The sequence below is a fragment of the Acinetobacter haemolyticus genome, assembly GCF_900406815.1.
GTDB lineage: Bacteria > Pseudomonadota > Gammaproteobacteria > Pseudomonadales > Moraxellaceae > Acinetobacter > Acinetobacter haemolyticus_A.
The window spans coordinates 1-14,485 of sequence record NZ_OVCN01000029.1; the positions used below are offsets into that span (position 1 = coordinate 1).

The following is a 14,485-nucleotide window of genomic DNA, read 5'->3' on the forward strand; positions in this document are numbered from 1 at the left end:
GTTTAAATAAATTTATAATATTTAATTTTTTTAATATCTTATGAAACATAATTAAAATAACTAAGACCATCTAGATAATTTTAAATATAAGAATTTCAGCACAAATTAACCTCCACTTTTCGTTAGAACGAATACTCTCAAGCCCTCACCCAACCCAACCAATATATGCTCTACACAGAACATAAGAATCGATTAAACCCCATCTTTTTACAAAATTTATAATATAAATCAATAAATTAAATAGATAGAAATTAATAATTACACCGTGTCATTGACATTGTGTAATTATTGGCTTAATAATATTGATATGCCTAGACTGCACTTCGATTTAAATCTAAGTGAAAGCGAATTGGATTCAGGCTTTTGTTCATCAGGGAAAATGAAGATTAAAAATCATCATCTTAGAGAATCTAACTGATGCTCAATTTACTAAAATTGTGTAAAGAGGAAAAAGATATGAGTACATCAGATCAAATTGCTATTACTGATGTTTTAATTATTGGTGCAGGGATCTCAGGTATTAGTGCAGCATACCATTTAAAAAAATATAGACCGAATACAACATTTACCATGCTAGAAGGTCGTGACGAAATTGGAGGCACATGGAGTCTATTTCGTTACCCAGGCATTCGCTCAGATTCAGATATGCAGTCATTTGGATTTGGCTTTAAACCTTGGACCAATAAAAGGGTTTTTGGCAGTGCTCAGATGATCTGTGATTATTTACAAGAAACCATCACTGAGAATGACATTCAATCCCACATTCGATTTGGCCATTATATGACGAGTGCCGAATTCTCCTCTGATGAAGGCCTTTGGACGGTTAAGGTAAAATGTAAAGATCAAAAAGGTTTAACTACTTTTCGCTCCCGTTTCTTACTCATGAGTACAGGCTATTATGACTATAATGCAGGTTACACACCTGAGTTCAAAGGAACTGAAGAGTTTCAAGGACAAATCATTCACCCTCAACACTGGCCAGAAAATCTAAACTACGCTGGTAAAAAAGTCGTGGTAATTGGTAGTGGTGCAACAGCAGTCACCTTAATTCCTGCAATGGCCCAAGAGGTTGGGCATATTACTATGCTGCAGAGATCACCTAGTTATGTGATGGCTGCACCAAGTACAGATTCGATCGCGAATACACTCAATCGTGTTCTATCACCACAACATGCTTTCGACATTATCCGCCGTAAAAACATTACCTTAACGCGAGGTGTTTTCAAACTCAGTCGACGCTTCCCAAAAATAATGCGTCGCTTCCTCATCTCGGATGTACAACGTAATTTACCAAAAGATTTTGATGTCCAAACTCATTTTTCACCGAAGTACAATCCATGGGATGAACGTCTATGTGTTGTACCAGATGGAGATATGTTCAAAGCAATTTCTTCTGGAAAAGCCTCTGTTGTAACTGATCATATTGATCGCTTTACCAAAGAAGGTATTTTACTTAAATCAGGAAAAACCCTTGAAGCAGATATCATTGTGACTGCGACGGGCTTAAATGCGATTGCATTTAGCAAAACCCAATTAGCTGTTGATGGTAAAAAAATAGACTACCCAGATACCACTATTTTTAAATCGATGATGTTATCTGATATTCCTAACTTTGCCTTCGCCTTTGGTTATACCAACCTTTCTTGGACTTTAAAAGTTGATCTCGTCTGGAAACACTTCTGTAGATTGCTGGATTACATGGATGAAAATCAGTACGGAACATTCACACCCGTGATTCGCAATAAAAATATGAAACGTGTTCCATTTGTAGATTTGAACTCAGGCTATATCCAAAGAAGCATTGCACAATTTCCGATGGCGGGTACAGAAGGTCCATGGATTGTAAAACAAGATTATAAGTTTGATCTGGAACGACTTCAGAAAGGTGCTGTTTCCGATAAAGAGTTACATTTTACAAATATTCAGCTCAAGAAAAAACCAATCATCGTGACTGAAGAACACCTTTCCGCACAGATAAAAATCCAAGCTTAACACTGCCATTTACCTACTCGTCTTGGTTGAAGGATTCAAAACTGAGACGAATATCAATCAGGAAAAATATTATGGAAAATATTAAATTTACCAGTAAAGGAATTACATGTTCGGCATGGTATATCCCCGCAACGTCTGATCAATATCAGTCTTCACGCGGACGACCTTGCATTGTTATGGCGACAGGCTTTGGCGGAACAAAAGATACGGGACTATTAGATTTTGCAAAACCATTTAGCCAAGCAGGTTTTGACACCTTTGTATTTGACTATCGTGGATTTGGGGAGTCTGCTGGATTACCAAGACAACACGTATCTTATCTCAGTCAACGAGAAGATTATCACGCGGCGATTGCAGCGGTAAGAAGCTTACCGAATGTAGATCGCACTCGTATCGCACTTTGGGGCACATCTTACTCTGGTGGTCACGTGATCACAGTTGCAGCTCAAGATCAAAAGATCTCGGCAGTGATCTCAATGAATCCCGCAACAGATGGTTTAGCCGCTTTAAAACAAGTATTCCAATATGGTGGGATAAGGCAGATAACGACTGCTATAGGTCATGGCATAAAAGATTTAATTCATGCCGTTGCTCAACGCCCTCCCCATCTCATTCCAATTGTTGGGCAGCCCGGCACATCAGCGATGATTAGTACTCCTGGTGCTGAAGAAAGTTACACTGCGATGGCTGGCCCAACTTGGCGTAATGAAGTTTGTGCTCGCGCAGCGCTGGAAGTTTCATACAACCGACCAATTTCTTTTGCAAAAAATGTGAAGTGTCCGACTTTAATTCAAGTTGGTTCTAATGACCAAATTGCCCCCCCTGACCCAGCTCGAAAAACAGCGAGTTTAATCCAAGGTCCTTCTGAGCTACTGGAATATCCGATCGATCATTTTGATTTCTATGCGGATACATGGCATGAAACCGTGCTGAATGATCAAATTAAGTTTTTAAAAAATATATTTGCGCCGAAAGCCTCCAAATAAGCTAAACACCAAATAGATGACTGTATTCAAAGCCATTTTTAAAAAACTTTGAATATATTTTAATCAAAGATAAGGAAATTATCTTATGTCACTTGTAAAACTAAGCAAAGATACAAAAGTAGATGAGATCGTCTCGATTATTCAAAGAGATGGTGGAGTCATCATTGAAAACTTTTTAAGTGAAGAAATCACGAAAGATATTCATCAAGCATTATCTCAACAATTAGAGTTGATCCCTGATGGAGAAGATGAATATTTTGCAGGCACAAAGACGCGTAGAATGAGTCGTTTATTTGCACGTTTACCACAAATGCCATTGGTGGCAATGAATCCAACATTTTTGGAAACTGCGAAAGCTATTCTGCAAAAACCACTAAGCACCTGGAGCGGTGAAAATCGAATTGAATTATGCCCAGACATTCAAGTTGGTGTCACGCAAGCTATTCAAATTTGGCCGGGTCAAAAAGCCCAACCCTTACATCGGGATGATACGGTTTGGATGTGGCAGCATCCCGTATATGGTCGCGAAGCAAGAGTACAAATCATGTTCGCAGTGACTGATTTTACTGAAGAAAATGGTGCTACACGCGTCATTCCTGCTAGTCATCTATGGGATGATGAAAGAGTACCGAAAGAAGATGAAACCATCGCAGCTGAAATGAAAGCGGGAGACGCTTTGATATGGATTGGTTCTACTTATCATGGCGGTGGAGCAAATGTAAGTCATGAACCTCGCATTGGTTTAACGATGTCTTATGATTTAGGCTTCCTTCGACAAGAAGAAAATCATTATTTGTCCCTATCAACAGAAACCATTAAAGGCTTTCCAGATGAGTTAAAAGGAATGCTTGGCTGGAACATGAGTACGACATTTGTCGGATTTGTTGAGCATGAGGGTAAGATGATGAACCCAATCGATATGCTCAATGTCCCAGATTTTAAAACCACAGGGATTACATAATATTTATTAAATTTAGGATATCAAAAGGTAAGAAAACTTCTCTCGGCTAGGAATTTTCTTATTTTTTTCAAGGAAGACATATTATGAAAATTCTTGGTCTGGCTGTAGGCAGTGAAATGGAGGCTACTGCAGCAAAAGTATTAACTCACACTGAAATGACAGAGGCTGCAATCATGGAAATTATCAATATTTGTGGGCTTGTTGCCTGTATTGTGCTGGCTCTTTCTAGTTGGATCTATGGCGCTAAATTCCTCAAGAAAAACAATTATCTGCTGGGTTTGGAGTGGTGGATTGTTGCTTTTTCAGCGACAAACTTTGTCTCTTTTATGCTGACGGAGTGGCATGTTAATTATTCGATCACAATGTTTCTTGATTCATTCTCTCGTAGTTTCGGTATGCCAGTGATTGCAGTGCTTGGCTTGATGGCACTTACACACAATTTTAAGCCCTCCGCTCTCAAAGAAATTATGCTGTTTGCAGCTGCATTTGTGGGTACTTTTGTCGTCTTTACTGCTGATTTCTTTAACGAGGCACGTCCTTACTTCTATGTCATCATGTGGACAATCTTTTCGATCTACCTCTGCTACTTTATCTTGCGTTTGATTCAAGCTGGAGAAGGTTTACATGCGATGGCGACGGCGGTAACAGCCGTTGTCGGTCTAGCCGTTGCGATCGTCTATGATTTCTTCCCTATACCTGGCGACGACAATTATATGATTTTTATGACATGGGCTTTTATTACTTGGTCTTATGGTGCAATTCAGTTGTATTACGCCTATGTAGCACTCGAACGCTTGCAAGGCCTTTCTAAGCAATCTTTTGTTGCAGCGCGACAGTAAACTTAACCACCATAACAATGTTTCCACCTGATAGTAAACACGTTTTCCACAAGATTAAACGTCGTGTTATAGCTCAGCGAAACAATGATAGAGGAATAAAAAATGAATCAGATAAATGAAGAAATGATGATCAATAATTCTAAAAATTTACCCTTTAGACTTCTTGGAGGCTGGATAGAGCAGCCGAGTGACCTTCAACCTGAATTGGAAGGTTCTGTCAGCGCAGATGTCATCGTGGTTGGGGCTGGCTTTGCTGGTCTGTCCACCGCTCTTGAGCTGACCGCTCGAGGTGCAAAAGTCATCGTACTTGAACAGGAGTTTGGTGGTTTTGGTGCCAGTGGACGTAATGCGGGCTATCTACTTGGTAGTATGGGCATTGAGTTCGAGATGTTCGCCAATCGAGTTGGCGTTGAGCATGCAACCAAGTTTGTCAACTTCTATGACGAGGGAGTGACTTATGTTGAAAAACGTCTGGTGGAGTTAGGTATTGAGTGTGATTACAATCCTTCGGGCATTTTGCGAGCTGCCATAGATCCTTCTCAGGAAAAATGGCTACGTCGGAGTATGGAAGTAGGTGAGAAACTAGGCTCTCATACTCGCTTTGTAGACCAAGCCGAAATGCGTGCCCGCGGGATCCCACCCGCTTTTCTGTTTGCCAGTGAGCAACGTGGCGGCACACTAAATCCTGGTAAATATGTTAGTGGTTTACGTCGTGCTGCCATTCAGGCAGGTGTTAAGCTCTATGAAAAAACACCTTTGCTTTCTTATACTGAGGGATCGACCATCACCTGTAAAACTGCTCGTGGCAGTGCAAGTGCACCAATCATGGTATTAGCCACAAATGCTTTCACACCTCAGTTAGGGCTACTACGTGACAAAGTTGCGCCAATACGCGTTTCAGCTATTGAAACTCAACAACTGTCTCCAAAACAATTAGCCTCACTGGGTTGGCAGGGTCGAGAAGGTATTATTACTCCACATCTGATGATGGAGAGTCATCGTCTGACTGCACACAACACAATGGTTTTAACGGTTAAGAAGTTAAATTACGTTTATGGTTCTAAGACACCGAATGTCCCAGATGATAATGCATACGCTGCTTTAGCAAGGACATTGCACGAGCGTCATCCAACACTTCGGGGTCTGGGTATCAAACACTGCTGGAGTGGTTACGTTAGTATGGCATATGATGCACTACCCGTAGTAGGCACAACTGGACCACAGCAAAACATCTACTATGTCGCTGGCTGTTCAGGTCATGGACTTGCCACCCACTCCCTCATCGGGCAGCTCCTTGCCGAGAAAATTAAAGGAACTGAAAACCCTATTTTGACTGCCTTATATCACAAGACACCTTCTACCCTCCCAGAACCGTTCCAGTGGTGTGCATTTAAAACTGCTTTCACAGCAGCCGGGGTTTACGATCGTCTGACTGACCGTAAGGCGCTAAATGCCGATGCGAAATAGGTGATGTAATCACTATCAGGATGCGATGATGACCATGGTTTCTTAAAATTTGGCAGAACCCACGATGCATTCACCAGTTACTTTAAGGTCCCTTCCAGTATGAATAAAAAGATATTGAGTAAATTAAATTACTCAATATCTTTAGGTGAAAACAAATAGTTATTATTTATCTAGGCACTGTGAAACACACTATCGTGTAAAACGCCCGTACTCATCGCGTTTTTGACTAGAGTTTCCACGCCCTCGTCCGCCGCGGTCATCATCGTCATCATCATCACGGCTACGGCCCCGACCACGGCCACGACCTCCGCGGTCATCATCGTCGTCATCATCACGGCTACGACCTCGGCCACGACCTCCGCGGTCATCATCGTCATCATCATCACGGCTACGACCTCGGCCACGACCTCCGCGGTCATCATCGTCATCATCATCACGGCTACGACCTCGGCCGCGTCCACGACCTCCGCGATCATCGTCATCATCATCACGGCTACGACCTCGGCCACGGCCACGACCGCCACGGTTGTCATCATCGTCATCATCATCACGGCTACGACCTCGGCCGCGTCCACGACCGCCACGGTTGTCATCATCGTCATCATCATCACGGCTACGACCTCGGCCACGGCCACGACCTCCGCGGTTGTCATCATCATCGTCGTCATCATCACGGCTACGACCTCGGCCAAGGCCACGACCGCCACGGTTGTCATCATCGTCGTCATCATCACGGCTACGACCTCGGCCGCGTCCGCGACCGCCGCGGTTGTCATCATCGTCATCATCATCACGGCTACGACCTCGGCCACGGCCACGACCGCCACGGTTGTCATCATCGTCGTCATCATCATCACGGCTACGACCTCGGCCACGGCCGCGACCTCCGCGGTTGTCATCATCGTCATCATCATCGCGGCTACGACCTCGGCCACGGTCACGACCGCCGCGGTTGTCATCATCGTCGTCATCATCATCACGGCTACGACCTCGGCCACGGCCACGACCTCCGCGGTTGTCATCATCATCACGGCTACGACCTCGGCCTCGTCCGCGACCGCCACGGTTGTCATCATCGTCGTCATCATCATCACGGCTACGACTTCGGCCTCGTCCGCGACCGCCACGGTTGTCGTAATCATCGTCATCATCATCACGACTACTTGATCGTTGGCCATTTCTATGACTCATCGATCCTGCTTCGCGTGCTTCTTCAGAGCTAAACTCATGAGCATTTCCCCTAGCATGAGCCATTCTTCCTGCTTCACGTGCTTCATCAGAGGTAAATTCATGAGCATTTCCATTCGCATGGGCCGCGCGCCCGCCTTTACTAGCAATTTCTCTTAATTTATCTGGATCCATACTTGCGAATCCACGATTTGAGGTACCTGAACTATTGTCTTGATCATCATATCTAGAGTCTTGATTAGCCATAATTAATTATTCCTCTATTAAAATTATATTCTTTGCCTTTTTAAACTCGGCAATAATCACAATAGAAGCTAATAAAAAATTCCTCTAACGGTGCTATGTTTCAATACTTTTAAATGTTTCTTTAAGATTGACAAAAAAATTAAAATACCTTTATTACTCAATAGGCTATTTTTATAAAAAACATTAAAGAGCGATACTATAATTACGTTACAAGTAAATAAAAAAATAAATAAGTTAATTAAGAGAACAAAGAAATACAATCTTACAACAAGTTAAAAAAATAAATAATAGCAACAAATAAACACAATCAAGTAAATCTAATGAACACAAAATTTAAAATAAAAATTTAACCCACTAATTAGTATAAAAATAATTTCACCTAAAACTATCAGGATGTCTGGTCAATTAAATCATGTTTAAGCATTATAATCTCTTACCTTCTCACACCAAAACCTCACAAATATAACCAACAAAAACATTGTATTTACCCAAAAAAACACATTTTTAAATAATCATAATAAAATCAAGATTAAGGAATTTTAAAAATGACTCATCCAAATGATCACTATCCAAAATCAGCCCCAGCACAGCAGCAGCAACATCAACCTGGTCAACAAGAAGTCATGTCTCCAGATCCAGAAATTATCAAAGAAAGTCATCAGGGCAGTAATAAATTGAAAGATAAAGTTGCTCTGATTACTGGAGGAGATAGTGGTATAGGCCGATCCGTCGCTGTCCTATTTGCACGGGAAGGTGCTGATATTGCTATTATTTATTTAGAAGAACAAGAAGATGCTGAAATAACTAAACAACTTGTTGAACAAGAGGGACAGCATTGTCTCCTATTTAAGGAAGATATAACCGATCCTCAAACTTCTAATCGTTGTGTAGACGAGGTGATGAAAGTTTTTGGAAAAATAAATATCTTAGTAAATAATGCAGCGGTCCAATTCCAGCAAAAAGATATTATCAATATTAGTAATGAACAATTGGACAAAACATTTAGAACTAATATTTTTTCTATGTTTTATTTAACTAAAGCAGTACTCCCCCATTTAAATCCAGGGGATAGCATTATCAATACAACTAGTATTACAAGTTATCAGGGCCATGATGAGCTAGTTGATTATGCTTGTACCAAAGGTGCAATTACGTCGTTCACTCGTAGCTTATCGAATAACTTTATGAAACAAAAAAATGGTATACGAGTAAATGGCGTTGCGCCTGGACCCATTTGGACGCCACTCATCCCAAGTAGCTTTGATGCAGAAACTGTCGAAAGTTTTGGTAAAGATACCCCCATGGGAAGAATGGGTCAGCCCAGTGAGGTTGCACCGGCCTATTTATTTTTAGCATCAGATGATGCGAGTTATATCACTGGACAAATAATCCATGTAAATGGTGGTCAGATTGTTAATGGATAAAAGAAACCTCCTTTATGGAGGTTTTCTTATTCTTAAGAGGATTAAAAATGAACCAAAAACTAAATATAGATATTTCACAGGAAAAAGCTTTACTTTACTTATTAAACTTTTTAAAGGAAAAACATTATCGGTTTACAGTTATTACCCCTCTAACTCATGAGCGAATCTTCAGAAGAAAGCAAAAATCCGACTCAGAAATGAGAAGCTTAAAAGACATTTTTGGTTGGAATATGCCATTTTATCCGGAAGAGCTAGATAATGGTCTTTTTTTTATTTTAAAAAAAGCACATCTGATTCGAATTGAAGATAATCAATGGTTAAGTAATATCAGAGTTGCTTCACTAAATGATGAATTATTTATTCACTCTGCTTTTCCAACCGTTGAAAATGATGCGGTTTTCTTTGGACCAGATACTTATCGGTTCTATTACCATTTAAAACAATACCTATTAAATGAAACACAACCTATAAAACGTAGTGTTGAGTTATGTTGTGGCGCCTCTCCAGTCGCAATTGCAATGAGTAAATCCTTTCCTCATATGCAGGAAATTTTTGCAGTTGATATAAATCCTAAAGCTTTATTTTTTAGTCATATAAATAAAAAATTTGTGGGTGTTGATAATGTTTTTCCTATTTATAGTGATTTGTTTTCAAACTTAGAAGGAAATTTCGATCTCATTTTTGCTAATCCCCCTTACTTAATGGATCCATCTAAACGCCAATATAGACATGGGGGAACCCAACTCGATGGCACAGATTTAGCATTTAATATTCTAAAAGAAGGCATCAAAAGACTCACCTCTAATGGAAAGTTGTTCTTATACACGGGCATTGCGATTAGTCATCAAGGGAATAAATTCCTCGAAGCGATAGAAGAATGGATTCAAGAGTACCCAGCTTTTCAATACACTTATGAAGAAATTGATCCAGATGTTTTTGGCGAAGAGCTTGAACAAGCTGCTTACCAACATATAGAAAGAATAGCAGTAGTATTAGTCAAGCTTTTCCATAAATAGAAAAAAGCCCCAATTTCTATTGGGGCCTTTCCATGAGAATCTTATGCGGGTATGGCTTCCATCAAAGCTTCTCTACTCCAAACGCGATGGTGACGCAATAAATACTTCAACTTCTCAGTGACCTCATTGAAATCATCTTGTAGTAGCGTACCGTCATCTGGCATTAATCCAAGTTGATCAACTAATTGAGATTTATTACCCAGAAAAACAATAGGTTTTAAATGCTTATATGCTTCAAGAAGATAATGCTTGGTAACACCATCAGCCTGTACCATATTTAAATTATCACCATCTGCAATAATAACAGCATCGTATATGACCGATGGCTCAGCTTTTTGTATACCATCACATGTTATGACTTCACCACCCACACCCGTTACAGGTGCTAGAGTAGGACCAAGTAAATGAACAATAACATTCTCTTTAATCGACCAGTTGACGATGGTGCGCAAAGTCTCAGTATTCACTTTATCATGAATAAGTACGGATACTTTCTTGCCTTGAATATCATCAGGAATAAACGCCTGCATAGAAAGACGTTCCGATTTTTTTAAACTCGTTTGTTTATAATTTCCTTCTAAATTTGGAACCTCTATCCCTAGATTTTGTCCTACTTGCTTTGCTAGATCCATATCAATATTAGCAAGAATTGTCTTCACCTCACGCTCACGAATATGAGGGCGTTGCACCTTACTTAATTCAAAGGTATATGCATCAACTACATGTTTCTGTTCATGAGGGGCTAGACTTTGATAATATAGTCGAGCTTGAGAAAAATGATCTGAAAAAGAATCACTGCGTTGACGGATTTTATGCCCATCAATTCTTTCTTGATAACTTTCAAAGCCACCATTTTTTGCAGAAGGAGGTGTTTCTAAAGGCCAATTGTCATCAATGGAGTTCGGCTGATAAGAAGCTTGTCCTTTATGAATTTCATGTTGATGCATCGCATCACGTTGATGATTATGGAAAGGACAAACAGGCTTGTTAATTGGAATCTGATGAAAATTAGGACCGCCTAGACGACTGAGTTGTGTATCAGTATATGAAAATAGTCGCGCCTGCAAGAGAGGATCATTGGTAAAGTCTATTCCGGGAACAATATGACCTGGACAAAAAGCGATTTGCTCAGTTTCAGCAAAGAAATTATCCACATTGCGATTTAGAATAAATTTACCTATAGGCGTAACAGGGACTAATTCTTCAGGAATGATCTTAGTTGGATCAAGAAGATCGAAATCAAAACTCATTTCGTCCTCTTCTTCAACAATTTGTACGCCCAGCTCCCATTCTGGATAAAGCCCTTCTTCAATCGCTTCATAAAGATCTCTACGATGAAAATCAGGGTCCTTACCCGCTAATTTCTGTGCTTCATCCCATACGAGGGCACTCAAACCTTGTTTGGGAGTCCAATGAAATTTAACAAAACGAGCTTTTCCATCAGCATCAATCATTCGAAATGTGTGTACGCCAAAACCTTGTATAGATCGTAAATTTCGCGGTATAGCGCGATCCGACATCGCCCACATTACTGCATGGGCAGATTCTGGTACGAGCGACACAAAATCCCAAAATGTATCATGAGCCGAAGCCCCAGTCGGTATTTCTGTATGAGGTTCAGGTTTTACTGCATGTACAAAATCGGGAAATTTAATCCCATCTTGTACAAAAAAGACTGGAGCGTTATTGCCCACTAAATCGAAGTTTCCTTCTTGGGTGTAAAATTTAATAGCAAAACCACGAATATCACGCACCGTATCCGCAGAGCCTCTAGGACCTTGCACGGTAGATAATCTAACAAAAATTGGAGTTTGGATACTGGTATCAGTTAAAAAGCCTGCCTTGGTAAATTTTTCATTTCCTGGGTAAGCTTGGAAATAACCATGTGCCCCTACTCCTCGAGCATGTACAATCCTTTCAGGAATACGTTCGTGGTCAAAATGAGTTATTTTTTCACGTAGAATGAAATCTTCAAGTAGTGTTGAGCCACGAACGCCCGCTTTTAGACTGTTTTGATTGTCAGAAATCTTCACACCTTGATTGGTGGTTAATGCTTCGTTAGTTGCATCATTTCTAACTTGATCAAGTTGTTTTGATTTATCCGTTGTATTGCTTTTATCTGGTGTATCACCGGCTAAAGCACTTTTCTTTCTATAATCATCAAAATTATCACTCATTGGAATATCCTATTTTACGACTAGTTAAAAGAATGCATTACAATTTATGGAGTTTTACTACTCGGAGATCCTGTTAAATAAGGGAATAACAATTCCACGTATTTTTCGGTACTCCACAGTCCAATACTTTTATGATGAGAATCAGGAGCTAAATAAGGAATTAACTTACAAAGTTTTAGAGCAAAATTATTGGTTTGATCGACTCTACTTTGTAATTTTTCTAATTCACTATCAGAAATATAACTAAATAAATATTCATGCAGCGGTTGAGACTCTATTAACTTTTGCTTAAACGGTAGTGTATGAGATGAATAAGCTTCTCCAGCAATCCAGTCATGTATAATTTGCTTTTCTGCGGCCGTAAATACACCATACATCTTTCCATCTTCATTATTAATTAATCGCCAAAACAAACTCTCATTAGGATCGCAATTTAATATAATCATTCTTTTTTCTATCAACTGTTGAATGAATTTATCCATCTCATTCGGATATGAAAGCCATTGATTAATCGTTTTACACCCAAAAATAGACTTTTCGTTATGTACTAACTGCCCTATTAAAGCTTTTCGTTTCAAAATACTCTGTACAAAGGTTTCAAGATTAAGATTTTCGATAATTTGTTTAGACGATATTCCATGCTGATTTAGATTAAAACCACGTCTAACTTTTTTCATAAATAAATCTTTATCTTTATATTTCTTGTATACATTCTCTAGGACTTTCACAGACTTATGAGCATGCCCATTATCTAAATTATCAATCGTAATATGAAGATTAAAATATTTCGAATCAACACCTAATTCATTAAGTTCATAATTCGTTATAAGGAGGTGCAAAGGCAATTGTTCATAACCTAAATTAAAACCGATAATTTCTGGTATAAACTCAGGTGGTGCATAGCCTAATGCAAGTTGAATCGCTGCATTATGATAATATTCATCTTCAAGGAAAGTTTCAAAATCGTCTAAACCCAATAATCTTAATAAATCATCGTAAATACATACATGATTGGACTTGGCTTTTCCCAAACCCAATTCTTCTAAATAAATTAAAATAAGATCATGAAATACAGGATCATTCCAATAATTCACCATACTATATAACCATGATCCATCTACTTTTTTTGTAGGTGAAACTTTTATTAAAAACTCAAATACTTGCCCTGTATTTTTAAAATACTCCCTTTCTCCTCCAGCATTTCTTCGAACCAAGTAATCCTGATAGCTTTTACGTACATTTTCATTATCATTAATAAACCAATCTTTTATATCTTCAAAATTCTTTGGTAAGTTAGATTCTTTATAATCTTTACTTTCAAATTCCTGAGTTAATAAACTTACAGCTTTCTTTTCTTTTTCAAAGTTTGAAACATCACCATCAAGAAAGAAACTAACTAACTCGTAATAATTTTTATGTTCATCCTGTAACAAGTCCAGTAATCTTTTTTTAACAACTACAGTCATTTTCATTCTCCGAATAGAAAATATAAAATTACATTACAATGCACAAATTACATTCCCATCAAGATTTTGTTAAAACAAGTTAACAGAAAAACAATCACGTATAAAAATCAATAAATATCAATAATTTAATTTTGTGAAAGTTTACATTTTAACATTTTGAATTATTTATTCATGCTTAATTAAAAAAAAAGGAATAATCTAGTATTATTATCCACCAAAAGGAACTTTTATGTTAAAAAAAACTTGTAAAAAACTTTCCGATCTGAAACTTAAAATATTTTTTATTGAAAGTGCTTCCGCAGGATATTTAGCTTATCAGTTCTCTTTAGATCCTCATTCTGGAGATATATTGAATGGCGGGTTAGTTTGCTATGACTTAAAAATAAAAGAAAATTTGTTAAATGTCTCACATAAACTTGTAGAAAAACACACCGCTGAATCGATGCAAGTCACAGCTGAACTGATTAAAAAAGCCAGAAAAATTTGTAAGTCAGATATATATGTTTCTTGCACAGGGTTACTAAAGAAAGGTGGTTCCGAAACTAAAAAAAAACCTGTAGGAACTTTTTTTTATTGCATAAAATATAAAAATAAGATTTATAAATTTAAAACCATATATGATGGCAGCCCACAGTCAAAGTTAAAAAAACTTCTTAATGACATATGCAGTGATATTTATAAAATTTTGCAAAATTAAATATGTATAGAATTGTTATTCTAATA

11 protein-coding genes are annotated in these 14,485 nt (G+C 38.6%); 8 read left to right on the top strand and 3 right to left on the bottom strand.

Going from position 1 to position 14,485, the window contains the following annotated elements; genetic code table 11:
- Window positions 1-456 precede the first annotated feature (456 nt).
- The 5 genes from DK207_RS15140 to DK207_RS15160 all read left to right on the top strand — a co-directional run bounded on the left by DK207_RS15140 (window position 457) and on the right by DK207_RS15160 (window position 6,245).
- On the top strand, window positions 457-1,992 hold the full coding sequence (locus tag DK207_RS15140; protein WP_171293704.1) for a flavin-containing monooxygenase: 1,536 nt from the start codon (window positions 457-459) through the stop codon (window positions 1,990-1,992).
- A 71-nt stretch (window positions 1,993-2,063) separates the two neighbouring features.
- Window positions 2,064-2,978, top strand: coding sequence for an alpha/beta hydrolase (locus tag DK207_RS15145; protein ID WP_171293705.1), 915 nt, complete (start codon window positions 2,064-2,066; stop codon window positions 2,976-2,978).
- Between the two features lie 85 nt (window positions 2,979-3,063).
- Window positions 3,064-3,939, top strand: a complete 876-nt coding sequence (locus tag DK207_RS15150; RefSeq protein ID WP_109441910.1) for a phytanoyl-CoA dioxygenase family protein — start codon at window positions 3,064-3,066, stop codon at window positions 3,937-3,939.
- Window positions 3,940-4,022: 83 nt separating this feature from the next.
- The gene (locus DK207_RS15155; RefSeq protein ID WP_109441911.1) at window positions 4,023-4,778 is read left to right on the top strand and encodes a hypothetical protein; all 756 of its coding nucleotides are present in this window, start codon (window positions 4,023-4,025) and stop codon (window positions 4,776-4,778) included.
- Between the two features lie 102 nt (window positions 4,779-4,880).
- On the top strand, window positions 4,881-6,245 hold the full coding sequence (locus DK207_RS15160; RefSeq protein WP_109441912.1) for an NAD(P)/FAD-dependent oxidoreductase: 1,365 nt from the start codon (window positions 4,881-4,883) through the stop codon (window positions 6,243-6,245).
- A gap of 189 nt (window positions 6,246-6,434) precedes the next feature.
- Here DK207_RS15160 and DK207_RS16025 read toward each other — a convergent pair whose 3' ends face one another.
- Window positions 6,435-7,679 carry a KGG domain-containing protein gene (locus DK207_RS16025; RefSeq protein ID WP_109441913.1) on the bottom strand — a complete coding sequence of 415 codons (1,245 nt, stop codon included), beginning with the start codon at window positions 7,677-7,679 and terminating at the stop codon, window positions 6,435-6,437.
- A 545-nt stretch (window positions 7,680-8,224) separates the two neighbouring features.
- Between DK207_RS16025 and DK207_RS15170 the strand changes: the two genes are divergently transcribed.
- A complete protein-coding gene (locus DK207_RS15170; protein ID WP_109441914.1) occupies window positions 8,225-9,103 on the top strand; it encodes an SDR family oxidoreductase in 879 nt (292 codons plus the stop codon).
- 47 nt (window positions 9,104-9,150) lie between these two features.
- Window positions 9,151-10,119 carry a N5-glutamine methyltransferase family protein gene (locus tag DK207_RS15175; RefSeq protein ID WP_109441915.1) on the top strand — a complete coding sequence of 323 codons (969 nt, stop codon included), beginning with the start codon at window positions 9,151-9,153 and terminating at the stop codon, window positions 10,117-10,119.
- Between the two features lie 41 nt (window positions 10,120-10,160).
- Here DK207_RS15175 and katE read toward each other — a convergent pair whose 3' ends face one another.
- Complete coding sequence (katE, locus tag DK207_RS15180; RefSeq protein WP_416224690.1) at window positions 10,161-12,302, bottom strand: catalase HPII; 2,142 nt, start codon at window positions 12,300-12,302, stop codon at window positions 10,161-10,163.
- A 38-nt stretch (window positions 12,303-12,340) separates the two neighbouring features.
- On the bottom strand, window positions 12,341-13,762 hold the full coding sequence (locus DK207_RS15185; protein WP_109441917.1) for an iron-containing redox enzyme family protein: 1,422 nt from the start codon (window positions 13,760-13,762) through the stop codon (window positions 12,341-12,343).
- A 229-nt stretch (window positions 13,763-13,991) separates the two neighbouring features.
- Between DK207_RS15185 and DK207_RS15190 the strand changes: the two genes are divergently transcribed.
- Complete coding sequence (locus DK207_RS15190) at window positions 13,992-14,459, top strand: CinA family protein (RefSeq protein ID WP_109441918.1); 468 nt, start codon at window positions 13,992-13,994, stop codon at window positions 14,457-14,459.
- The last annotated feature ends 26 nt before the right edge of the window (window positions 14,460-14,485 follow it).

Excerpts from the sequence above, each read along its gene's own strand:
- DK207_RS15140 (WP_171293704.1), top strand. The coding sequence starts at position 457 with ATGAGTACATCAGATCAAATTGCTATTACTGATGTTTTAATTATTGGT.
- DK207_RS15145 (WP_171293705.1), top strand. The coding sequence starts at position 2,064 with ATGGAAAATATTAAATTTACCAGTAAAGGAATTACATGTTCGGCATGG.
- DK207_RS15150 (WP_109441910.1), top strand. The coding sequence starts at position 3,064 with ATGTCACTTGTAAAACTAAGCAAAGATACAAAAGTAGATGAGATCGTC.
- DK207_RS15155 (WP_109441911.1), top strand. The coding sequence starts at position 4,023 with ATGAAAATTCTTGGTCTGGCTGTAGGCAGTGAAATGGAGGCTACTGCA.
- DK207_RS15160 (WP_109441912.1), top strand. The coding sequence starts at position 4,881 with ATGAATCAGATAAATGAAGAAATGATGATCAATAATTCTAAAAATTTA.
- DK207_RS16025 (WP_109441913.1), bottom strand. The coding sequence starts at position 7,679 with ATGGCTAATCAAGACTCTAGATATGATGATCAAGACAATAGTTCAGGT.
- DK207_RS15170 (WP_109441914.1), top strand. The coding sequence starts at position 8,225 with ATGACTCATCCAAATGATCACTATCCAAAATCAGCCCCAGCACAGCAG.
- DK207_RS15175 (WP_109441915.1), top strand. The coding sequence starts at position 9,151 with ATGAACCAAAAACTAAATATAGATATTTCACAGGAAAAAGCTTTACTT.
- DK207_RS15185 (WP_109441917.1), bottom strand. The coding sequence starts at position 13,762 with ATGACTGTAGTTGTTAAAAAAAGATTACTGGACTTGTTACAGGATGAA.
- DK207_RS15190 (WP_109441918.1), top strand. The coding sequence starts at position 13,992 with ATGTTAAAAAAAACTTGTAAAAAACTTTCCGATCTGAAACTTAAAATA.